This is a genomic window from Bradyrhizobium sp. CCBAU 51753 (assembly GCF_015291565.1).
In the GTDB taxonomy this organism is placed as follows: domain Bacteria; phylum Pseudomonadota; class Alphaproteobacteria; order Rhizobiales; family Xanthobacteraceae; genus Bradyrhizobium; species Bradyrhizobium ivorense.
Genome location: NZ_CP030037.1, coordinates 1265460 through 1286798 on the forward strand (window position 1 = coordinate 1265460; position 21339 = coordinate 1286798).

The 21339-nt window shown below is 62.6% G+C and carries 21 protein-coding genes and 1 tRNA gene; 20 read left to right on the forward strand and 2 right to left on the reverse strand.

Annotated features, from left to right (window positions below):
• The first annotated feature begins 219 nt into the window (after nucleotides 1-219).
• The 5 genes from tenA to XH93_RS05730 all read left to right on the forward strand — a co-directional run bounded on the left by tenA (nucleotide 220) and on the right by XH93_RS05730 (nucleotide 5669).
• Nucleotides 220-894, forward strand: coding sequence for a thiaminase II (gene tenA / locus XH93_RS05710; RefSeq protein ID WP_194472767.1), 675 nt, complete (start codon nucleotides 220-222; stop codon nucleotides 892-894).
• A gap of 482 nt (nucleotides 895-1376) precedes the next feature.
• Nucleotides 1377-2417 carry a 2-keto-3-deoxygluconate permease gene (locus XH93_RS05715; protein ID WP_194472768.1) on the forward strand — a complete coding sequence of 347 codons (1041 nt, stop codon included), beginning with the start codon at nucleotides 1377-1379 and terminating at the stop codon, nucleotides 2415-2417.
• A 29-nt stretch (nucleotides 2418-2446) separates the two neighbouring features.
• The gene (locus tag XH93_RS05720; RefSeq protein ID WP_194472769.1) at nucleotides 2447-3754 is read left to right on the forward strand and encodes a four-carbon acid sugar kinase family protein; all 1308 of its coding nucleotides are present in this window, start codon (nucleotides 2447-2449) and stop codon (nucleotides 3752-3754) included.
• Nucleotides 3751-4749, forward strand: a complete 999-nt coding sequence (gene pdxA, locus XH93_RS05725) for a 4-hydroxythreonine-4-phosphate dehydrogenase PdxA (protein WP_194472770.1) — start codon at nucleotides 3751-3753, stop codon at nucleotides 4747-4749. The genes XH93_RS05720 and pdxA overlap by 4 nt, the downstream gene beginning before the upstream one ends.
• Nucleotides 4750-4901: 152 nt before the next feature.
• A complete protein-coding gene (locus XH93_RS05730; RefSeq protein WP_194472771.1) occupies nucleotides 4902-5669 on the forward strand; it encodes a DeoR/GlpR family DNA-binding transcription regulator in 768 nt (255 codons plus the stop codon).
• A gap of 47 nt (nucleotides 5670-5716) precedes the next feature.
• Here the strand turns inward: XH93_RS05730 and XH93_RS05735 are convergent, their stop codons facing one another.
• Nucleotides 5717-6442: a GntR family transcriptional regulator gene (locus XH93_RS05735; RefSeq protein ID WP_194472772.1), complete on the reverse strand. Its 726-nt coding sequence runs from the start codon at nucleotides 6440-6442 to the stop codon at nucleotides 5717-5719.
• A 445-nt stretch (nucleotides 6443-6887) separates the two neighbouring features.
• Between XH93_RS05735 and XH93_RS05740 the strand changes: the two genes are divergently transcribed.
• From XH93_RS05740 to XH93_RS05805, 14 genes are read left to right on the forward strand one after another with little or no spacing between them, the layout of a single operon-like run.
• The gene (locus XH93_RS05740; RefSeq protein WP_194472773.1) at nucleotides 6888-7898 is read left to right on the forward strand and encodes a S9 family peptidase; all 1011 of its coding nucleotides are present in this window, start codon (nucleotides 6888-6890) and stop codon (nucleotides 7896-7898) included.
• A 2-nt stretch (nucleotides 7899-7900) separates the two neighbouring features.
• The gene (locus XH93_RS05745) at nucleotides 7901-8548 is read left to right on the forward strand and encodes a cysteine hydrolase family protein (RefSeq protein ID WP_139861848.1); all 648 of its coding nucleotides are present in this window, start codon (nucleotides 7901-7903) and stop codon (nucleotides 8546-8548) included.
• A gap of 37 nt (nucleotides 8549-8585) precedes the next feature.
• The gene (locus XH93_RS05750) at nucleotides 8586-9470 is read left to right on the forward strand and encodes a polysaccharide deacetylase family protein (RefSeq protein ID WP_229175849.1); all 885 of its coding nucleotides are present in this window, start codon (nucleotides 8586-8588) and stop codon (nucleotides 9468-9470) included.
• Nucleotides 9467-10174, forward strand: coding sequence for a fumarylacetoacetate hydrolase family protein (locus tag XH93_RS05755; protein WP_194472774.1), 708 nt, complete (start codon nucleotides 9467-9469; stop codon nucleotides 10172-10174). Before XH93_RS05750 ends, XH93_RS05755 begins: the two co-directional genes overlap by 4 nt.
• Before the next feature lie 2 nt (nucleotides 10175-10176).
• Complete coding sequence (locus XH93_RS05760) at nucleotides 10177-11061, forward strand: polysaccharide deacetylase family protein (RefSeq protein WP_194472775.1); 885 nt, start codon at nucleotides 10177-10179, stop codon at nucleotides 11059-11061.
• 20 nt (nucleotides 11062-11081) lie between these two features.
• Entirely contained in the window at nucleotides 11082-11933 is an 852-nt protein-coding gene (locus XH93_RS05765; RefSeq protein ID WP_139480473.1) for a branched-chain amino acid ABC transporter permease, read from the forward strand.
• A 29-nt stretch (nucleotides 11934-11962) separates the two neighbouring features.
• Complete coding sequence (locus XH93_RS05770) at nucleotides 11963-12892, forward strand: branched-chain amino acid ABC transporter permease (RefSeq protein WP_194472776.1); 930 nt, start codon at nucleotides 11963-11965, stop codon at nucleotides 12890-12892.
• A gap of 45 nt (nucleotides 12893-12937) precedes the next feature.
• Nucleotides 12938-14197, forward strand: a complete 1260-nt coding sequence (locus XH93_RS05775; RefSeq protein ID WP_194472777.1) for an ABC transporter substrate-binding protein — start codon at nucleotides 12938-12940, stop codon at nucleotides 14195-14197.
• A 58-nt stretch (nucleotides 14198-14255) separates the two neighbouring features.
• Nucleotides 14256-15011, forward strand: coding sequence for an ABC transporter ATP-binding protein (locus XH93_RS05780; protein ID WP_194472778.1), 756 nt, complete (start codon nucleotides 14256-14258; stop codon nucleotides 15009-15011).
• The gene (locus tag XH93_RS05785) at nucleotides 15004-15708 is read left to right on the forward strand and encodes an ABC transporter ATP-binding protein (protein WP_194472779.1); all 705 of its coding nucleotides are present in this window, start codon (nucleotides 15004-15006) and stop codon (nucleotides 15706-15708) included. The genes XH93_RS05780 and XH93_RS05785 overlap by 8 nt, the downstream gene beginning before the upstream one ends.
• Before the next feature lie 7 nt (nucleotides 15709-15715).
• Entirely contained in the window at nucleotides 15716-15910 is a 195-nt protein-coding gene (locus XH93_RS05790) for a hypothetical protein (protein WP_194472780.1), read from the forward strand.
• On the forward strand, nucleotides 15910-17298 hold the full coding sequence (locus tag XH93_RS05795; protein ID WP_194472781.1) for an amidase: 1389 nt from the start codon (nucleotides 15910-15912) through the stop codon (nucleotides 17296-17298). The genes XH93_RS05790 and XH93_RS05795 overlap by 1 nt, the downstream gene beginning before the upstream one ends.
• Before the next feature lie 12 nt (nucleotides 17299-17310).
• On the forward strand, nucleotides 17311-18300 hold the full coding sequence (locus tag XH93_RS05800; RefSeq protein WP_194472782.1) for an amidohydrolase family protein: 990 nt from the start codon (nucleotides 17311-17313) through the stop codon (nucleotides 18298-18300).
• Between the two features lie 16 nt (nucleotides 18301-18316).
• Nucleotides 18317-19819, forward strand: a complete 1503-nt coding sequence (locus tag XH93_RS05805; RefSeq protein ID WP_194472783.1) for an aldehyde dehydrogenase — start codon at nucleotides 18317-18319, stop codon at nucleotides 19817-19819.
• Between the two features lie 576 nt (nucleotides 19820-20395).
• On the opposite strand, the gene XH93_RS05810 is transcribed toward XH93_RS05805, so the two are convergent.
• Nucleotides 20396-20480: transfer RNA gene (locus XH93_RS05810), tRNA-Leu, on the reverse strand.
• Between the two features lie 163 nt (nucleotides 20481-20643).
• Here XH93_RS05810 and XH93_RS05815 point away from each other — a divergent pair.
• Nucleotides 20644-21240 (forward strand): disulfide bond formation protein B, encoded by a 597-nt coding sequence (locus XH93_RS05815; RefSeq protein WP_194472784.1) that lies wholly within the window; start codon nucleotides 20644-20646, stop codon nucleotides 21238-21240.
• Nucleotides 21241-21339: the final 99 nt, after the last annotated feature.

Below are 21339 nucleotides of genomic sequence, written 5' to 3' on the forward strand. Positions count from 1 at the left end.
GCGAAACTGGTGCGGATCGTCTGTAGTCGAATCTTGGACCAGGACGTTGCGTTCTGCAGGTGATAACGTGAGAACGCACTCAGGCTCAGCGATCGACGGCAAGAGACCTCCATGCGGCAGCGGGCCGGCAGATCGCCGCGGCCGGCCAAGGTCAGCGTCACGATGCAGGCTATGGGAAAGTAATCAAAAGCGGTTCATGCAAGCCAAGCGGAACATAACGTGAGTTTCTGGGAGCGTCTAAAGACAGAGGCATCTGCTGAGTGGCGCGCTTACACCGAGCATCCATTCACGAACGGACTGGCAGACGGCTCGCTCGCCGAAGCGGCGTTTCGTTATTATCTTGCCCAGGATTACTTGTTCCTCATCGAGTTCGCGCGCGCCTACGCGCTCTCCGTCTACAAATCGCCCAAGCTTGCCGACATGCGTGAAGCCGCGGCCGGTCTTTCGGCCATCCTTGATGTCGAGATGAACCTTCATGTCACGTTCTGTGCCGGTTGGGGTCTGTCCCCAAGCGACCTTGAACAGACCCCTCCGGCGGCCGAGATGCTAGCCTATACCCGCTACGTGCTGGATGCCGGAATGCGCGGCGATCTGCTGGCGCTCAAGGTGGCGCTGGCCCCGTGCGTGATCGGGTACGCGGAGATCGCGAAGCGGCTGGCTGCACAACCCGACGCGAACGCTGCGACGAACCCCTATCGCGGTTGGATTGCCGAGTACGCCGGCGCGCCATACCAAGAGGTCGCGGCGAAAGCGGGGGCGCACTTGGAGCGTCTCGCTGATCTCTACGCCACCCCGGCCCGCGAGGCAGAGCTGATTGCGATCTTCAAGGAAGCTACTCGTCTCGAGGCAGACTTCTGGGAAATGGGCTGGCGCGCGGGCCAGCGTGTCGAATAGCGCTTCGGAAATAGTCAGGCTCATAACCTGAAGGTCATCGGTTCAAATTTGTTGGCAAAGCCATCCGCAGATTTGGACTCAACTGGGCTCTATTTAGTGATTTCGGTCTCTTGGTCGGACACCGTCAGCTTTTGACCAAAGCAGACCCATGCAGTTGGCCAACGAACGTTTTCAAACATCGCTTGTCGTTTCTTATTTTAGATCGTTAGGAGCGCGACGGCTTACAGGCCGACGTTCCGCTGGCCGAGGCGATGTCCCGCCTGCAGGCGAGGGCACGGCCGAGACTCAGTTCCCTCGCATTCTCCCGCGAGCAAAATCAATCGCATCCGACGGAGCGAATGATCGGGTCGGGTTGCTCAAAATGCGCAATGTAGGTCTTGAATTCTGCGCGATATGAGCATAAACGGCGGAGTTGGTTGCTCGTTTTATAGCAGAACGCGCAGAATGATCGAAGTGCGCGATGCGCGGGAGGACAACAGAAAATGCAGGTTCCAGTTAAGCGGGCGATCGAGAGCGTGCCTGGCGGGATGATGGTAGTCCCTCTGTTGGTCGGGGCGCTTATTGCCACCTTCTTTCCCGATACCCCGAAGTTTTTTGGCTCCTTCACCGGCGCACTGTTCTCTGGCGCGCTGACGATTCTCGCCGTGTTCTACGTTTGCATGGGCGCGAGCATCGACTTCCGCGCGACCCCCTACATTGTGAAGAAGGGCGGCACCCTGCTGATCGTGAAGGTTGGCGTGGCCGTTGTTCTCGGCCTGATCTTCGGCCGCATTTTGGGAGAGACGCCGGTCGCAGCTGGCATGTTCGCGGGTGTCTCGACGCTCGCGATCGTCGCCGCCATGAACGACACCAATGGCGGTCTCTATATGGCGTTGATGGGCCAATATGGACGTCCGCGTGACGTCGGCGCCTATACCGTCATGTCGCTCGAGAGCGGTCCTTTCCTCACCATGATCACTTTGGGCGTCGCCGGCCTCTCGGCATTTCCATGGCAGACCCTCGTGGGCGCTATCCTGCCTCTGGTGGTGGGTATGATCATCGGCAATCTCGACAGAGAGATGCGCGACTTCCTGAGCCGCGCGGTGCCTGTGATGATCCCGTTCTTCGCCTTCGCGCTCGGCGCCGGCCTCGATCTGTCGAAGGTCTGGCAGGCCGGCCTGCTCGGCCTCGGCATGGGAGTGGCGGTGGTGGTTGTGACCGGCATCCCGCTGTTCCTCGCCGATCGCATCACTGGCGGGAATGGAGTCGCGGGTGTTGCGGCGGCCTCGACGGCCGGTAATGCGGCGGCCGTCCCGGCGATTGTCGCCGCGGCGAATCCGGCCTATGCGGACGCGGCGCGGCCTGCGACTATCCTCGTCGCGGCGTGCGTCGTGGTTACCGCAATCCTCGTGCCCATCGTCACCGCCTGGACAGCCCGCGTTGTTGGCCGCGACGTCGAGAAGCCTGCAGAAGAGAACAACGTGGCTTCTGCCGGCAAGATGACCCCAGCGGCGCGCTCGGTTGTCACTGAGGCAAGTCACTGAGGCAAAGTCACTGAAGCAGGTCGCTGAGGATGGCCCCTAAAGCGCTTTCGAGCGAAGTGGATACCGGTTCGAGTCAAGAAAACGCGTCAAGCCAAAGCTGGCTGATCGTCGCTGACGATCTCACCGGTGCCGCGGACTGTGCGATCGCCTTCGGCAGAAGGGGGCGTCCGGCTGCGGTGACGTGGGGTGAGATGACCGACGCGTCGGGCAACCAGCTGCCCGTCCTGGCCTACGATGCCGCGAGTCGAGGCCTTTCGGCCGGGGCCGCTGCAGCCCGCCATGCCGATGTGCTGGCGCACCTGTGCAAAGGCGGACGTATTCTTTTCAAGAAGATTGACTCGACGCTGCGGGGGCAACCTGCGGCGGAGACTGCCGCCGTGCTTGCGCATCTCAAGTCACGGTCGGGTCCGGCCTTCGGCGTGTTCGCGCCGGCCTTTCCGGCCACCGGCCGCACCACCATCGACGGGCGCATCCTGGTCAAAGACCGCCCCCTCGAGGAGGCCGAGGTCTGGCACCGCGACCACACCTACCCGAATGCCGATCTTGTCGACGTTCTCGGAACCGCTGGCGTTCGCGGTGAGAAGGTCAAGCTCGCTGCCGTGCGCGGTGGCGATCTCAAAGCCACGTTCGCGAGGCTCGCCCGGGAGGGCGACGTGGTCGCGGCCTGCGACGCCGAGACTGAACACGATCTGCGTTTGATCGCGGAGGCGAGCCTGCATGCATCGCCCGCAACCTTCTTCATCGGCAGCGCCGGCCTCGCGCACGCCCTGGCCGGCCTCGAAGCCAGCCATGCCGTCGAGCCGCTGCGCATTCCGACGAGGGCATCCGGCACCCTGATCGTGGTGGGCTCGCTCGCCGGCGCATCTCGCGCCGCCGCGCGCGAGCTGGAGGCGACCGGCACCGTGGCGCATTTCCCGGTCGCGCCGGAGACGCTGCTCAACAATGGTGCCGGCCGGGCGGCGCTCGCCGCGGACGTGATGAAACGACTTGCCGGCGGCGGCGATACACTGGTTGAGATCATGATGGATGATGATCCCGACATGTCGCTCGGCCCGCAGCTCGCCAAGGGGCTCGCCGACGCTCTTGAGGCCGTCGCACCCGCGATCGGCGCCTTCGCTGCGACCGGCGGCGAAACCGCCGCGGCGATGCTGTCGCGCTTCGGCGTCAACGGCATCCGTCTTGCCGACGAAATCGAGCCGGGCGTGTCGCTCGGCCTTACTCTTGGCCGATTGTCTGTTCCGATCGCCACCAAAGCGGGCGCATTCGGTGACGAGAACAGCCTCATCCGCATAAGCGAGCGGCTTCGCGCCGTCCGAACCAGAGGAAGTTTCATATGACTCGTCCGACCATTGCGATCACCATGGGAGATCCGGCCGGTATCGGGCCCGAGGTGATCATGAAGGCGCTGGCGCAGCCGCAGGTGCAGGCGATCTGCAATGCGCTGGTGATCGGCGACGCCAACCGTCTGCGCAAGGCCGGTCAGATCGTCGGCGTGTCGCTTGAGGTCGATGCGTTGAGCGACGCGAAGCAGGCGAATTTTGCGTCGAAGGCCGTGCAGTGCGTTGACCTGAAGCTGGTGCCGGACGATCTGCCGTTCGGCAAGGTCTCGGCAACGGCAGGTGATGCGGCCTATCGCTATATCGAGAAAGCGGTGCAGGTGGTGCAGGCAGGGCTCGCGCACGGCATCTGCACCGCGCCGCTTTCCAAGGAAGCGCTGCATGCGGCCGGCCACAGATATCCCGGCCATACCGAGCTCCTGGCGCATCTGACCGGCACGCCGGAAGTATCGATGATGCTGGTGTCGCCGAAACTCCGCGTCATTCACGTGACCACGCATATCGGCCTGCTCGATGCGATCGAGAAGATCGAGCCCGACCTCGTCGAGCGTGTCATCGCACGCGGACATGACGTGCTGGTGCGCGCCGGCGTCGCCAATCCGAAGATCGGCGTCTGCGCCATCAATCCGCATGCCGGCGAGAACGGGTTGTTCGGCCGCGGCGAGGAAGCCGCGAAGATCACGCCGGCCGTGCAAGCCTGTCAGCGCAAGGGCTGGGACGTGCGCGGCCCCCTGCCTGCCGACACGCTGTTCTTCCTGGCCGGCCGCGGCGACTACGACATGGTGGTCGCGATGTATCACGATCAGGGTCATGGGCCCATCAAGGTGCTGGGGCTGGAAGCCGGTGTGAACATCACTGTTGGTCTGCCGGTGATTCGCACTTCGGTCGATCACGGGACCGCCTTCGACATCGCGGGCAAAGGCATCGCCGACGAGCGCAGCCTGATCGAGGCGCTGCGGCAGGCGGTCGATCTCGCGCCGAAGAACGCGGCTTGAGGGGGCTGCGCGGACTCCTTTAGGATGAGGAGCGAGATGCGCGTTAACCGCTGACATTGCGCGGCCGATGCATCGTGGTATCCATCGGCCGTGCCGCGAAGCCGATACGGTCGAGCTCGGCTGACGGCAATGAATCCGGGGGCTGAGGTTCGATGTCGATGCGCAGCAAGGAGCGTCACGCTCGTCTGTTGGAAGCACTGAACGCGGGAGAGATCGATGTCGACGATCTCGCGCGGCGCTTCGACGTCTCCGCTTCCACCGTGCGGCGCGACCTGCAGCATCTTTCCAAGAACAATGCCGTGCGACGCACCTATGGCGGCGCTATTCTCACCGCCCACGCGAACGAGACGACGCTCGAGCAGCGTCTCGCGGTTCAGGGCAAACAGAAGCAGGCGATCGCGCGCGCGGCGATCGATCTAATCGAGGATGGCGACACGCTGATTCTCGATGCCGGCTCGACGGTCGCAGCCTTCGGCCGACTGCTGCAGCAGCGGCGGCTGCGCATCATCACCAATAATCTTGCGCTGCTGCCCTTCCTCTCCAAAGGTCCGACCATAGAACTTGTGGTGCTGGGCGGCGCGCTGCGCACCACCAGCATGAGCACCATGGGGCCGCTCGCCAATGAGGCGCTGCGGCGCATGACCGCGGACCGCGCCGTCATGAGCGCCGACGGCGTGGTGAATGGCCGTGGCCTGTGCGAAGCGGATCTCGAACAGGTCGCACTGAAGTCGCTGATGATGCAGCAGTCGAAGGAAGTCATCGTTCTCGCCGACGCCAGCAAGCTCGGCCGCGCCGAACAGATGGCCTGGGCGCCGCTGCCGCCGCGCTGGACGCTGGTGACTGATGTCGGCGCATCCGAGGAGCAGTGCAAGCGTCTCGCCGATGCGGGAGCACGTGTGATCGTTGCCGGCGTTCGCTGAGCCGGCATCGCAATTCTTCGCGATGGTTCGTTCGCTCGCTCGCGCTATTAAACCCTGCCCTTCAATGACTTGAGAAGAGAAGCGCGCACGCCAGAAACGTGCTCGCGCATGATTGCCTCTGCACGCCACGGTTCGCGCGCCATGATGGCTTCGTAAATGCGGTGGTGATCATCGTGTCGCCTGCGCACATCACGATGTTCGAAAGCGACGATGTTGCGGCTCGACGACATCGGGACGTGATGGCAAATCCGGATCATCTCGCTGAGCATGCGATTGCGCGCAGCGGCCAGCAACGTGTCGTGAAAGTCGCCATTGATGCCGCGATAGATGAGAAGGTCGCCGTCCGCAAATTCTCCGCGTGACAGCAACTCATCGCCCGCAACGAGACTTTTCTCGATCACTTCGCGCTCGCTGTCGCTGAGGCCTCGTTCGGCCGCAAAACGTGCTGCAAGTCCCTCCAGCGACGCGCGGATCTCATAGGCGTCCACGATGACGTTGAGAGGGAATTCCCGGACGGTAAAGCCGCGATTGGGTGCGTAATCAAGCAGGCCTTCGCCGGCCAGCGCCTGCAGGGCCGCGCGCACCGGCGTGCGCGAAACATCAAGGGTCTTGCTGAGCCGGACCTCGTTCATGCGCTCGCCGGCGCTGACGGTGCCATCCAGGATGAAGTTGCGGATCCGCTCCATAACCGAGAGCGCGCGGTTGCCTGCGCGGATACTCGCGGCTTCGGCTGTTTTGAGGTCTGTCTGATCAGACGTCTCGATTTCTTCCATCACCGCAACTGTACACACTTTTGCTGTGGAATGTCAATTCGAGTAGTTCACTCTACAGATTCAAGCGACATTTTGCACGAAATCCGCGCATTTTAGGGAGGCAATCTGCCAAAATGTTGATCAGGTTTAAAAGGTGTATGTAATTCTTGTTGACTCCGATTTGTGACGCGCAATGATGCGCCATCGGAAATGACCAAAATGAACGGCACATCTCATGGGTTCTGGGAAGGCGATCGGCGAAAATGCCATCGAGGAGATCACTGCGGACCGTTCTCCGCATTATGAGCCGTTCGGATGGCATCATTGGCCGGAACACCCCTGGCTCGCTTATCAATTCCGCCGCGGTCTCGGTGAGACCCAGGAAGGTGGCGGCAGCGTCTCCGAGGTGATGCTGGCGGGATCTCGGATGATCCCCGGCGATCTCGAGAGCTGGCACAAGGAATGGATGGTGATCGCCGATGCCAACTGGCAACGCGGTCTGGCCGAGGAGAGACTTGGCCACATCCGCACCGCCATGAACTGCTTTCTCCGTGCTGCCGATTACTACCGGCAAGCCGAATTCCATCTGGAGCCGATCGACCAGCGTCGGCTTCCGACCTTCGAGAAGATGGAAGCCTGTTCGCACAAGTTCATTTCCTATCTAAATCCACCCGGCGAGGTCGTCGATATCCCCTATGAGCCGGGCAAGCCGATCTGCGGCTACTTCATCCGCGCGCCATTTCCCGGCGACAGGCTGCCGGTGCTGATCTGCATGGGCGGTCTCGATTCCATCAAGGATGAGATGTGGTACATGCAGGCCCATGGCTGTCTGCAGCGAGGCATCTCGGTGCTGATGGTCGATTTGCCCGGGCAGGGCGGCACGCTGCGCCGTCACGGCCTTCCCACGCGCGCCGATACGGAAGTGCCGGTCGGCAAGTGCATCGATTGGTTGGAGCAGCGAAGCGATGTCGATCCGTCGCGCATTGCCGTCTGCGGTTCCAGCATGGGCGGCTACTACGCAGCGCGCGCCGGCTGTTACGAGCATCGCCTCGCGGCTGTGATCTCCCATGGCGCGGTGTGGTCCGTGCATGACATGTGGGGCCAGAAGGGCGACGATTTCGGCCTTGCGATGCATATCCGCTGGGTATTTGGCGCCAAGACCATGACGGAAGCCCACGAACTGATGAAGCCCTTTACATTGAACGGGCATCTCAAGCACATGAAGTGCGCATATCTCGTGCTGCATGGTGGTCACGACGTGCTGACAGTGACGGCGGCGCGGGCCACCTATAATCACGCTATCGCCAATGGCGTGAATGCGACCTTGCGCGTGCTTGAACCGGAAGAAACCGGAGCCGAGCATTGCCAGCACGACAATCCGACCATCGGGCAGGAGGTCCTTGCCGACTGGCTCGCCGACAAGTTCGGCATCGATCAGCGCGAGCTGCTGAAAACCTCGTTTAATCCGCTGGTGTGAGCATGAATCTCGGTGTCGATCATATCAAGGCTGCGGTTGTTGCCATCGACCTTCATCGCGGTCATCTCGACCTGACGGTCGCGACCATGCCGACCACGCAGGAGGTGGCGGACCGCGTCATTGCTGCGAATAAGCGGTTGTTCGATTGGTGCCGCGCCAACGGCATTCTGGTCGTGCACCAGCTCACCTCCTATCGCGACGAGGCTGAGATCCGCGCCAATCCGTTCTGGCGCACGCGCGCCGAGGATCCCAAGGCGACGCGCAAGAACGTGATGCGGCACAATATCATCGGCGGTCCCGGGTGCACCGTGATGCCGGAGCTGCTCGACGCCAAGGATTTCATTATCGACACCAAGAAGCGCTACGATTGCTTCCTCGGCACCGATCTGGATTTTGTGCTGCGCTCACATGGCGTCAACACGCTGCTGATCACCGGCGTGAATACCAATTCCTGCGTTCTGGCGACGACGACGGCCGCCAATGTGCGCGATTATTCGGTGATCGTGGTCGAGGACTGCGTGGACAGCATGGACGGCCCCGAGCTGCATGCCGCCGGCCTCGCCTGTATCCGCACCGCCTTCGGCTTCGTGATGGATACCGATGCTGTCATGGAGCTCGACGGCCTCAAGGCCGGCAGCGGCGTCGCATGATCCGTTTCAATTTCTCACCTTCCAAGGGCATCCAGCTATGACCAGTCCCATGCAGCCGCGTGAGCGCTCTGATTTTTCTGCCATTGTCGATCGCCCCAAGCTGAAGCTGCCAGGCAATGCCCGTCTGATCTTCTGGACTATCGTCAATTTCGAGGTCTGGGACATTTCCAAGCCGATGGCGCGGCAGGTGCTCCCGGCGCCGACCGGCCTGCCGCTGCTCCCTGACGTGCCGAACTGGAGTTGGCATGAATACGGCATGCGTGTCGGTGCCTGGCGCTTCTTCGATCTGTACAAGAAGCTCGGCATCAAGCCGACGCTGTCGATCAATGCCCGTGTCTGTGAGGACTATGAGCGCGTCGCGCGGGAAGCCAAGGATCTCGGATGGGAATTCATGGGCCACGCTTATGAGCAGGGGCCGATCCACAAGGAGGCCGATCAGAAGGCGATGATTCATCGCTCGATGGACGTGATCGAGAGGTTCACCGGCAAGCGCCCGGTGGGGTGGCTCGGACCGGGCCTGACGCAGACGCTGGAGACGCCGGAATATCTCGCCGAGGCTGGCGTAAAATATATCGGCGACTGGGTCTATGACGACGAACCCACGGTAATCCGCACCGACAAGGGACCGCTCACCACGCTGCCTTACACGGTCGAGATAAACGACATTCCGATGATGATGGTGCAGCATCACGAAGCGACCCAGTTCTTCAACCGCGCCAAGGATCAGTTCGATCGCCTATATATCGAAAGCGCTGATCGGCCGAAGATCATGTCGATCGCGATCCATCCCTATATTTCCGGCCAGCCGTTCCGCATCAAATATCTCGAGCAGGTGTACGACTACGTGAACCAGTTCGAAGGCGTCGTACATATGAACGGCGCCGAGATCCTCGACTGGTACAACACGCAGGTGACCAAGTGAGCGTGGCAGGTCAGCAGGTATTGCCGCCGGTCCCGGCGATCGGCGTGCCGATCGTCGGCGGCGGTTTCTTTCCGGTGCGCCGCGTCTATTGCGTCGGCCGCAACTATCTCGACCATATCCGCGAGATGAAGGAAGCCGACGAACGCGATCCGCCCTTCTTCTTTCAGAAGCCGCGTGACAGCGTGGTGCCAGATGGCTCGCGCGTGCCGTATCCGCCTTTCACCGAGGACTTCCAGTACGAGGTCGAGCTGGTGCTGGCGATCGGTGAGCCCGGCCGCAATATCGCGGTGGAAGACGCGCTCGAACATATCTGGGGTTATGCGGTCGGCATCGATCTCACCCGCCGCGATCGCCAGCGCGAGGCGCGCGACATGCGCCTGCCCTGGGAGATGGGCAAGAGCTTTGACGCATCGGCGCCCTGCGGCGTCATCGCGCCGGCGCGCGACGCGCGGCATTTTAACAATTGCGTCATCACGCTGTCGGTCAACGGCGTCGAGAAGCAACGCGGCGATATCAGCCAGATGATCTGGAGCGTGCCGGAAATCGTGGCGCAGCTTTCCAAGCAGATGAGGCTGGAGCCGGGAGATCTGATCTACACGGGCACCCCCGCCGGTGTCGGCGCCGTGATGCCCGGCGATGTCATCGATGCACGCATCGAGGGGCTGCCCTCGCTCGGCATCACCATCGTTGCCCCAGAGGTGTGAGCATGCTGCCTACCGAACGTATCTCTTATTCGCCGATCGACGCCCGGCTACCGTTGAAGCTGCCGAATGGCAAGCGCATGGCGGTGTGGATCATCGTCAATGTGGAGGAATGGGACGCCACGCTGCCGATGCCGCGGACCGTGCTGACGCCGCCGGCCGGCGGCTCGCCGTCACCGGACATCCCAAACTGGGCGTGGCACGAATACGGCAACCGCGTCGGCTTCTGGCGCATGCTGAAAGTGTTTGACGATTACAAGCTGCCCGCGGCGCTGGCCATCAACGGTTCGGCAATTGCTGCCTACCTGCCCATCGTCGAGGCTGCGAAAGCACGCAACTGGGAATTCATGGGCCATGGCTTCACTCAGCGCAACATGCAGAAGGTGGAGAACGAGCGCGAGGATATCCGCAAGACCGCCGACGTGATCGAAAAAATCACCGGCAAACGGCCGCGTGGCTGGCTCGGACCGGGCCTCACCGAGACCTGGGAAACGCCGGATCTACTGAAGCTGGAAGGCTATGAATATGTATGCGACTGGGTGCTGGACGACCAGCCCGTGTGGCTAAAGACGACGACCACGCCCATCGTGAACGTGCCCTATACGCAGGAATGCAACGACGTCGCCATGATGCTGATCCAGCATCACAAGGCGTCAGAATATTACGACCGCGCCATCGATCAGTTCGAGCAGATCTACGAGGACGCGGCGGATAGCGCCCGCGTGATGGCATTGGTTGTGCACCCCTACATCATGGGCGCACCGCATCGCCTGAAGCATTTTCGTCGCATCTTCGACACGATCGCGAAGAAGCCGGACGTCGCCTTCATGACGGGCGAGCAGATTCTCGCTTGGTATCTCGACGTCGGGCCGAAAGCGCCGGCGGCATAGGGCGGGCAAAGTCACCGGGCATGAGCCTCTTTCAACTCCTCAACGGCCTGACCTTCGCTGCACTGCTGTTCGTGGTTGCGAGCGGTTTCACGCTGATCTTCGGCCTTTTGCGCATCGTCAATCTCGCCCATGGCGCGCTGTATCTGTTCGGCGGCTATATCGGTTTCAGCATCGCCGTGAAGACCGGCAGCTTCATCGTCGGCGGGATCGGCGCCATGGCCGCGATCGCCGCCATCGGCTTCGTGCTCGATCAGGGCCTGCTGCGCTTCGTGCGCGGCAACGAGCTGCGGCAGGTGCTGCTGACCCTCGGCGTGGCCTTCTTCCTCAACGATCTCGCGCTGGTGATTTGGGGCGGGGACAGCTTCACCGTCCCGATCCCGGAATTCCTGCGCGGCGGTGTGCGCGTGTTCGGGACCTTCTATCCGAAGTACCGCCTGTTCGTGCTGGTGATGGGCATTCTCGTTTTCATCGGCCTGTGGGTGCTGCTCAATCACACGCGGCTCGGCGCGCTGATCCGCGCTGGTGTCGATGATGCCGAGATGGTGGAAGCCTCCGGCGTCAATATCCGCCGCGTGTTCCTGTTTACCTTCCTGTTCGGCTCGGCGCTGGCCGGCCTTGCCGGTCTGATGGGTGGCGCCTTCCTGTCGCTTTACCCGTCGGCGGATGCGGAAATCCTCACCTTTAGTCTTGCCGTGGTGATCATCGGCGGTCGCGGCAGCCTGGTCGGCGTCGCCGTCGGCAGCCTGCTGGTGGGCCTGCTGAATACGCTGGGGCAGGTGATGTTCCCCGAACTCGCTTATTTCGTGATCTTCGGCCCGATGGCGGTGCTGCTGGCATTCCGTCCGCTCGGCCTGTTCGGACGTGCCACATGACGCCCGCATCCAAATCCCGGATTCTCGGTATGACCGTGCGAGGCGCCATTACTGCCGCTGCGATCCTGATCGTCGCCGCGCTGCTGCCGTTGGGATTGTCCAGTTATCAGGTCGGTCTCGCCACCGAGATCCTGATCTTCGGCATTCTCGCGATGTCGATCGATATCCTCGCGGGCTTCGCCGGCCGCACCTCGCTTGGCCATGGCGCCATCTTCGGCGTCTCCACGTATGTGGTGGTCTATATGACTTCGCAGGCGGAGATGTCGCCGTGGTTGGCGCTGCTGCTCGGTATTGCGGCGGCCACTGTGGTGGCGGCGGTGTTCGCGCTGCTCGCGGTGCGCACCTCCGGCGTCTACTTCCTGCTGCTGACGCTGGCGCTCGGCATGATCATCTGGGGCGTCTGTCTGCGCTGGACTCAGGTGACCGGCGGCGAGAACGGCATGCGCGGCGATGTCCGTCCGGCGATCCTTGTCGGTCAGAGCGCGTTTTACTGGGCGGTGTTGGCCTGTGCGGCAGTGGTCTCTTACGCGATGTGGCGCTTCGTGTGTTCGCCGTTCGGCTTGACGCTGCGCGGTATCCGCGACAGCGAAAGCCGCATGCGCAGCCTCGGCTACAATGTGCCGCTGCATCTGTTCATCGGCTTCTCGGTGTCCGGCATCTTCGCCGGCATCGCCGGAGCGCTCTATGCGATGTTCAACAATTTCGTCAGCCCCTCGACCGTCGCGCTCGCGCAGTCAGTGGAGGGTGTGCTGATGATGATCGCCGGCGGTGTTGGCACGCTGTTTGGCGCCTTTGTCGGCGCGGCGGCGATCATCGTACTGGAGAACATCGTCAGCTCCTATACTCAGCGCTGGCTGATGGTGCTCGGCATCACTTTCGTCCTCATCATGATCTTTGCCCCCGAGGGTATCATCGGCAAACTGCGCGCGATCTTCTCGCGCAAGGCCAAAGCACCTTAGACCGCACTTACATTTCATTCGAGTTTCTCACGAAAGGGCTTCGAGATGGATCGCAGACGATTTCTCAAGACTTCGACCGCCGCCGTGACTGCAATGGGTGTGGGCACCGCGCCATGGCGCGTCGCGCAAGCGCAGGCCACGCCGATCAAGATCGGCCTGTTGGCGCCACTGACCGGCGTTGTCGCTTCCGGCGGCAAGGAAATGGTCGAGGGTGTGCAGTTCTATCTCGATCAGGTGAAGAACGAGATGGGCGGCCGGAAGGTTGAACTCGTGATCGAGGACGACGCCTCGAACCCGGACACGGCGCTGCAGAAGGCGCGCCGTCTGGTGGAGCAGGGCAATTGCCACATGCTGATCGGCAATTTGCTCGCCAATACCGGCCTTGCCGTCGCCAATTACGTCAAGGGCACCGGCACTCCTTACTTCATTCCAATCATCGCCGCCGACGATCTCACCCAGCGCGCGCGCATCAAGAACGTGATCCGCGTCGCCGGCTATACGGCTTCCGCCTTTACCCATCCGTTCGGCGACTGGTGCCTGAAGCAGGGCTACAAGAGGATCGCCACCATCAGCCAGGATTATACTTTCGGTCATGAGCAGTGCGGCGGTCTAGCTCAGGTCTTCACCGAAGGCGGCGGGACGATCGTGCAGCAGTTCTGGCATCCGCTGAACACTGCCGACTTCAGCCCCTATCTCGGCCAGCTCGCCGAACTCAAGGTCGATGCCATCTTCGCCATGGAGACCGGCGCCGACTCGACGCGCCTCATTCAGCAATATGCGTCTTTCGGTCTGAAGGAGAAGACGCCGCTGCTGATGGCCATGAACGGCACTGACCAGTCGGTCATCCGCACCATAGGCCCGGAATGCGAAGGCATTGTCGCAGCCGCGCATTTCGCCGAAGGTTCGGACGTGCCGACCACTGCGAAGTTCGAGAAGGAATACGAGGCCAAATACGGTAAGATCCCGTCGCTCTACGGCTTCTCGATGTATTCCGGCATGATGTGGATCGATGCCGCGCTGAAGAAGATCGACGGCAAGGTTGAGGACCGCGAGACCTTCATCGAAACGGTGCTGAAGACCGAACTCGACAACTCGCCGCTCGGCAAGACCGTCAGGTTCGACGACTACGGCAACCCGATCTATGACGTTTATATTCGCAAGGTCGTCAAGCGCGCCGACGGCAAGTTCTGGAACGTGCCGATCGAGACCTATCCGAATGTCTCGCAGTTCTGGAAATACGATCCGGTGACGTACCTGAAGCAGCCGCCTTACTCGCGGACCTTCCAGGGTATCAAGAAGGCCTGATCTGAAACGCTGACACCGAGACGCGGCGGGTCCGCGCCTCGCTTGACAGGATTTTTCCGTGTCCGAACCGATCCTGACGCTGAGCGATGTTACGGTGGCTTTCGACGCCCTCAAGGCGGTCGATGGGGTCAGCCTGACCGTGCCACGCGGCCAGCGCCGAGCCATCATCGGGCCTAACGGCGCCGGCAAGACTACTCTGTTCAACGCCATTGCCGGCGCGCATCCGCCGACCTCCGGCAAGGTCATGTTCAACGGAAATGACGTGTCAGAACTGCCGCCGCATCGGCGAGCCCGGCTCGGCATCTCGCGCACGTTCCAGATCACGAATCTCTTTCCGACGTTGAGCGTGCAGGACAACATGATGCTGGCGCTGCGTGGATTGAAGCCGAAGAAGTTTTCGCTGTTTGGCGCGCCTGATCCGGACGAGGCCGAAGCTGCGCGCATCGCCTCGGCGCTGAAGGCCGCCCGCATTGCCGAGCGCGCGGATGTCATCGTCAAGGAAATGTCCTATGGCGAGCAGCGCCAGCTCGAAATCGCCATCGCGCTGGTGACAACGCCGACCATGCTCCTGCTCGACGAGCCCGCCGCCGGACTGTCGCCCTCGGAGCGCTCGATGATCGCGGAAGTCATCCGCTCGCTCGATCCGGCCATCACGGTGATCCTGATCGAGCACGACATGGATCTCGCGCTCGGCCTCGTCGATCACGTCACCTGCATGTTCGAGGGCCGCGTGCTGGTAGAGGAGCCGCCGGAAGGCATACGCCGCAACGCAAAAGTCCAGGAAGTTTACCTCGGGAAGCCGCGCCATGCTTGAGATTCGCGATCTGTACAGCGGTTACGGCGATGCGGTCGTTGTGCGCGGCGTCTCGCTCGATGTAATGCCCGGCGAAATCGTGGCGCTGCTCGGCCGCAATGGCATGGGTAAGACCACGGTGATCCGCTGCATCATGGGCCTCGTGCCGCCGCAGGTGCGCTCGGGAAGAATCACCTGGCGTGGCGAGAGCCTGCTCGGTCTGCGCGCGCACGATATCGCCGGCAAGAAGATCGCCATCGTGCCGCAGGGCCGCCGATTGTTTCCGTCGCTAACGGTCACCGAACATCTCACCATGCTCAAGAGCGCAAGCGCCAAAGACGGCTGGACGCTCGATCGCGTGTTCGGGATATTTCCGCGCCTCGCCGAGCGTCGCCATCATCGCGGCGGCCAGCTCTCCGGCGGCGAGCGCGGCATGCTCGCGGTCGGCCGCGCACTGATGATCGACCCCGAACTGATCCTGATGGACGAGCCGTCCGAGGGCCTTGCACCGGTGATGGTGCAGCATCTCGAAGGCATCATCGTCGATCTGAAGAAGGAGGGACTGTCGATCCTCTTGGTCGAGCAAAATCTCTACAGCGCACTCGCGGTTGCCGATCGCGTCTATGTGCTGGAGACGGGGCGAGTTGTGCATCATGGCACAGCGGAAGAACTGAACAATCAGACCGATGTGCTGTTCCAACGCCTCGGCGTCCAGTGAGGTTGTCATGAGCGAAGATCTTTTGCGGCAAGTGGTCGCCGAACTGAATCAGGCACCGGAATCCGCCAATCGCACGGCGCGAGCGACAGCTCTCGTCACAGATGTGAATACGCGGATCGCGACCGAGGCCCTACGCGCGATGCCATTCGATACCTCGCCCTATGCCTATCAGGCGTGGCTCGCCCAAGCGGACAGGTCCTGATGCAGGCGACACAGATTGCTGCGCTCGATCTGAGCGCGCTCGCCAAAGCCATCGCTGACGGCGAGGTGACGTCGGTGGAGGCGACCGCTGTTGCCCTCAACCGCCTTGTGAGCATAGGTCACAAGCTCAATGCAGTCGTGCGTCTCGACAACGCACGCGCGATGGACGCTGCGGCGGCCGCGGACAGGCTGCGTGCATCCGGCGCCGCCTTGCCGCCACTGCACGGCGTGCCGCTGGCGCATAAGGACCTGTTCTATCGCGCCGGTGATCTTTCTGGCGGCGGCTCCAGGATCCGTGCAGAGTTCCGAGCCGATGTCACATCGACGGCCATCGCGCGGCTCGATGCGGCTGGCGCGCTCGATCTCGGCCGCCTACAACTCGCAGAATTTGCCATGAGCCCGACCGGCTTTAACGAGTCTCTCGGCCATGCCCGCAATCCGTGGAATCCGGCGCACGTGCCCGGTGGATCGTCGTCGGGTTCCGGCGTTGCCGTGGCGGCGCGTCTCGTCACTGCCTCGCTCGGCACTGACACCGGCGGTTCGTTGCGCCATCCCGGCGCCATGTGCGGATTGATCGGGTTGAAGCCGACCTGGGGGCTCGTGCCGATCGATGGTGTTATGCCGCTGTCCGCCTCGCTCGATTGCGCTGGTCCGCTGACGCGCACCGCGAAGGACGCGGCGAGCATTCTCTCGGTGATCGCGGGGCGCGACTATCTCAAAGGCATCGATACCGGCATCGCCGGCCTGCGCATCGCCGTGCCCGGCGGCTATTATCGCGAATTGCTGCATCCGCAGATCACGTCTGCGTTGGATGAAGCGGTCAAGACTCTGACTTCGCTCGGCACCGTGGTGTCCGAAACGACACCACCCGACATGACGTTGATCAATGCGCTGATGCAGCTCGTGATGAGCGTCGAGGCGGCGACCATCCATCGCCGCTGGCTGATCGAGCGCCCGCAGGATTATGCCGATCAGGTCCGTGCCCGGATCGAGCCCGGCCGGTACTATCCGGCCACACGCTATGTGGAAGCGCTCTCGCTCCGCGCGCAACTTACCGAAGCATGGATCACAGCCTGCATCGGTGACGCCGATCTCGCTCTGCTACCGGCGATCTCCATCCCGGTGCCGACTATTGCCGCGACCACCGAAGGCAATCCCGCCGATGTGGCAGGCGTCATCGGCCGGCTCACCCATTGCACCCGCGGCATCAATTACCTTGGTTTGCCCGCTGCCTCGGTGCCCTGCGGCTTCGATAACGCCGGCTTGCCCATCGCATTCCAGTTGGTCGGCCGTCCCTACTGCGAAGCAATCATGCTGCGCGCGGCGCACGCCTATCAGAGCGCCACCGACTGGCACCACCGTGTGCCTGCCGCCGCCGAGCTCAACTAGAAGAGACGTTTCATGCCCATCATCGACATGCATACCCACGCCTTCAGCAAGCGCGTCGAGCCGCTGGTGGCCGGCAAATATGATCCGATGAGCAATCCCTATCGCCGCGACATGTCGCCGGCGAGTCGCGAGACTGATGCGGAGCAGGGCAAGATCCTGCCCGGGCTGATGCTCGATATCGTCAAGCGCCGCGAGATGATGGCGAAGATGGGCGTCGATATCCAGGTCGTCGCGCCAGCGCCGGCGCAGCAGCATTACTGGGCCGACGAGGACCTGCTGGTCGCACTGTCGCGCGCACAAAACGAGGACGTCGCCGCGATGGTTGCGCAGGACCCCGCACATTTCGCCGGGATGGGCACGCTGCCGATGCGCTTCCCGCAGCGGGCCATCGAAGAGGCCGTGCATGGTGTCGATACGCTCGGCCTGCGCGGCTTCCAGATCGACACCCGCGTCGAGGATCTCGAACTTTCCAACGCCGCCTTCGACCCGCTCTATGCGCGCCTCGCAAAACTGCGGGCGCCGCTGTTCATCCATCCACTTGGCTTCTCTCACGGCCAGCGCCTGGGTGACTTCTTCATGGTAAACAGCGTTGGTCAGCCGGTCGAGGAAACATTGGCCATCGCCCATTTCATCATGGGCGGCGTTCTCGATCGTCATCCCGATCTCGACGTGGTGATCGCTCATGGTGGAGGCTATTATCCGTTCTATGCCGCGCGCATGGATCATGCTTGGAAGGTGCGCCCCGAAGTACGCCGCTTCACGGCGGACGCGCCGTCCACCTATCTCAAGCGCTTGTGGTTCGACAGCTGCGTATTCTCGCCGACCTTGATCGACAATCTGGTCGCCACGGTTGGCGCCGATCGCGTGATGATGGGCTCGGACTATCCTTTCGACATGGGTGATGACGATCCGGTCGGCCTCGTCAGACAGGCGAAGCTCTCGGATGCCGATCGCGAGAAAATCCTGTTCGGCAATGCCAGTCGGCTGTTCCGCATCGCCTAGCGCAGGAGGACAGAACATGATGAATGGCGGCAAGCCCTACGGCCTCTACATTGACGGCCGCTTTCAGTCCGCTTCGTCGGGGCGTGTGATGCGGGTTGAGAATCCCAAGAACCGCAGCCATCTCGCCGACGTTGCCGAAGGCAATGAGACGGATATCGACCGCGCCATCGACGCCGCCGAGCAGGCTGCTTCGGTCTGGGCAGCGACGCCCGGCGCCGTGCGCGGCGACATCATGCACCGGGCGGGCGAATTGCTGGCGAAGAAATTGCCCGAACTCGTCACCATCGAGATCGACCAGATTGGCCGCGCCCGCCGTGAGATGAGCGCGCAGCTCGGCCGCCTGCCGGAATGGTTCCGGTATTTCGGAGCGCTGGCGCGCACGTACCAAGACACCGTCCCGCCGTTCGGCGGCAACTTCCTGAACTATACGCGCCGCGTTCCGCTTGGCGTTGTCGGTCATGTCACGCCTTGGAATCATCCGCTGCTGATCCTCACCAAGAAGATCGCGCCGTCCATGGCGGCGGGCAACACCATGGTGGTGAAGCCTAGCGAACTCGCGCCGATCACTCCGCTGCTGCTCGGCGACATCTTCAAGGAAGCCGGCGTACCCGATGGCGTCTACAACGTGGTGCCCGGTCTCGGCGGCGTGGCCGGCAAGGCGTTGACCGCCAGCAAGCGCATCAAGAAGATCGATCTCACCGGCGGTACCGAGACTGGCAAGATGGTGGCCTCCATGGCCGGCGCCAATCTCACCAAGGTGGCCGCCGAGCTTGGCGGCAAGGCCGCGGTGATCATGTTCGACGACACGCCGGTGGAGCGCGGCGTCGCCGCAGCGCTGTTCGCGTCGTTCATCGCCACCGGCCAGACCTGCGTGCAGGGCGCGCGTCTGCTCGTGAGGCGTTCAGTGCATGACGCTGTCGTGGCGGAGCTGGTGAAACGCACCAATGCGATCCGGCTCGGCGATCCGCAGGACATGGCGACTCAAATGGGGCCGCTGGTCTCAGCCAGGCAGCGCGATATCACAGAGCGTTATGTGAAGATCGGTCTGCAGGAGGGCGCTGTCCTCGCGGCTGGCGGCAGGCGGCCGGACGGTGCGCAGTTTGCGAACGGTTATTATCACCAGCCGACCATCTTCACCCATGTGAGTCCCACTATGCGCATCGCCCAAGAGGAAATCTTCGGCCCGGTGGTCTGCGTCATTCCGTTCGACGCCGAGGAGGAAGCGATTGCCATCGCCAATGGCACCGAATTCGGCCTCGCCACATCCATTTGGACTCGTGACGTGACTCGCGCACATCGTGTCGCGCATCAACTGCAGAGTGGTATCGTCTGGATCAACGACCACCATCGCATCGATCCCTGCTCGCCCTGGGGCGGCTTCAAGATGAGCGGCATCGGGCGCGAGAATGGCGTCGTCGCCTTTGAGGAATACACGCAGATCCAGAACGTCATCGTCAATCTCTCTGACGAGCCGTTTGACTGGTACGCTGACGACGGCAAAGAAAAACGTTATAGCTAAACAAGCGGACGTCGCGAAGCTCGGTAAGCACCACGCTCGGTGGTCGGGTCTTTGCCTTCTTTGAGTCGGTCCTTGGCCTTGTCGCGCTCGCGCCGTGCGTCGGCAAGAGAGAATGTGCCATCGCGGCCATTGCCGTAAGGGCCGAGGAGTAGGTTTTCTGACGGCCATGGAAGCGGTAGCCCATCCGCCAGAGTTTGGAGGCAGCGCTGCCGGGCCTGCTCACGTCCGGCGTGACGAATAGATAGAGGTCGCCGCCGGTCACGTCGGAAATCTTGGCCGGGCTCCACGCGTCCCCGCCGAATTTCGGTCGGGCAGTTCGGCAGTCGACGTCAGTCCTGATCCTGCTTTGGATTTGCGTGCGCGCCGTCGCTCTTGCGGGCCAGCTGCTCAATTCCTTAGCTTGGAATAACGGAAGTCGCCGTGAACGTCTGTTCTCCCAATACCAACAGATCGGCCGGGATTGGATGAGAACAAACGGTGACGAACACCGGGTTAACAGAAGTGCCTATTTTTCAAGGGTTTGAAGCACTGCGCGGACGGTTGCGGACGCTTGAGAACGGGCTTGAACAGCCTAGTTGGTGCCCCTGGCCGGAATCGAACCAGCACTCCTTGCGGAACTCGATTTTGAGTCGAGCGCGTCTACCAGTTCCGCCACAGGGGCCTTCATGGCCCGGGCCGTGGAAAATGGCCAAGGTTGCGAAGCGCGCGGACTATAGCGGGCGGCCCGTCGCGGTCAACCCGCGCGGATGTGATTGTCCCGCGCCTCGACAGCGGTATTTTCGCGCGATACGACCCGGGAGAGCAGGGCCGGGGCCCCAACGAGCATGGCCCGTCCGAGCGATGCAAGCAGGCGACCTGCCGAGACAACTGCCAGGAGAACTGCCGTGACGCTCGCCGCCGCCCATCAGTCGCATGCCGCCGCCACCGGCAATCCGGCGCTGACCTCGGCCGCCGCGATCGCCGTGATTGCGGCCGCGACCTTGGCCGGCGCCTGGTTCTTCCAGCTGGTGCTGGAGATCCTGCCCTGTCCGCTCTGCCTCGAGCAGCGCTACGCCTATTACCTCGCGGTCCCGCTCGGCGCCGTGGTGGCGTTCGCGGCGGCGAAGGGCGCGCCGCGTCCGGTGCTGCTGGCGGGGCTTGCGATCCTCGGTCTCGCCGCGCTGGCCAATGCCGGGCTCGGGGCCTACCACGCCGGCGTCGAATGGGGATTTTGGCCGGGACCGACCGATTGCTCCGGCCCGGTGATGGATTTCAGCAAGGCCGGCTCGCTGCTCGAGCAGCTCGACAAGGTCAAGGTGATCCGCTGCGACGAGGTGCAGTGGCGCTTCCTCGGCATCTCGCTCGCCGGCTACAACGTGCTGATCTCGCTCCTGATGGCCGCGACTGCCACCTGGGGCGTGGCGAAGACGGCCAGGGGCTGAAACCGTCGTAACCTGTAGGGTGGGTAGAGCGCAGCGAAACCCACCATCTCTCCCGCGGCACCAACCCGATGGGTTTCGCTGCGCTCTACCCATCCTACG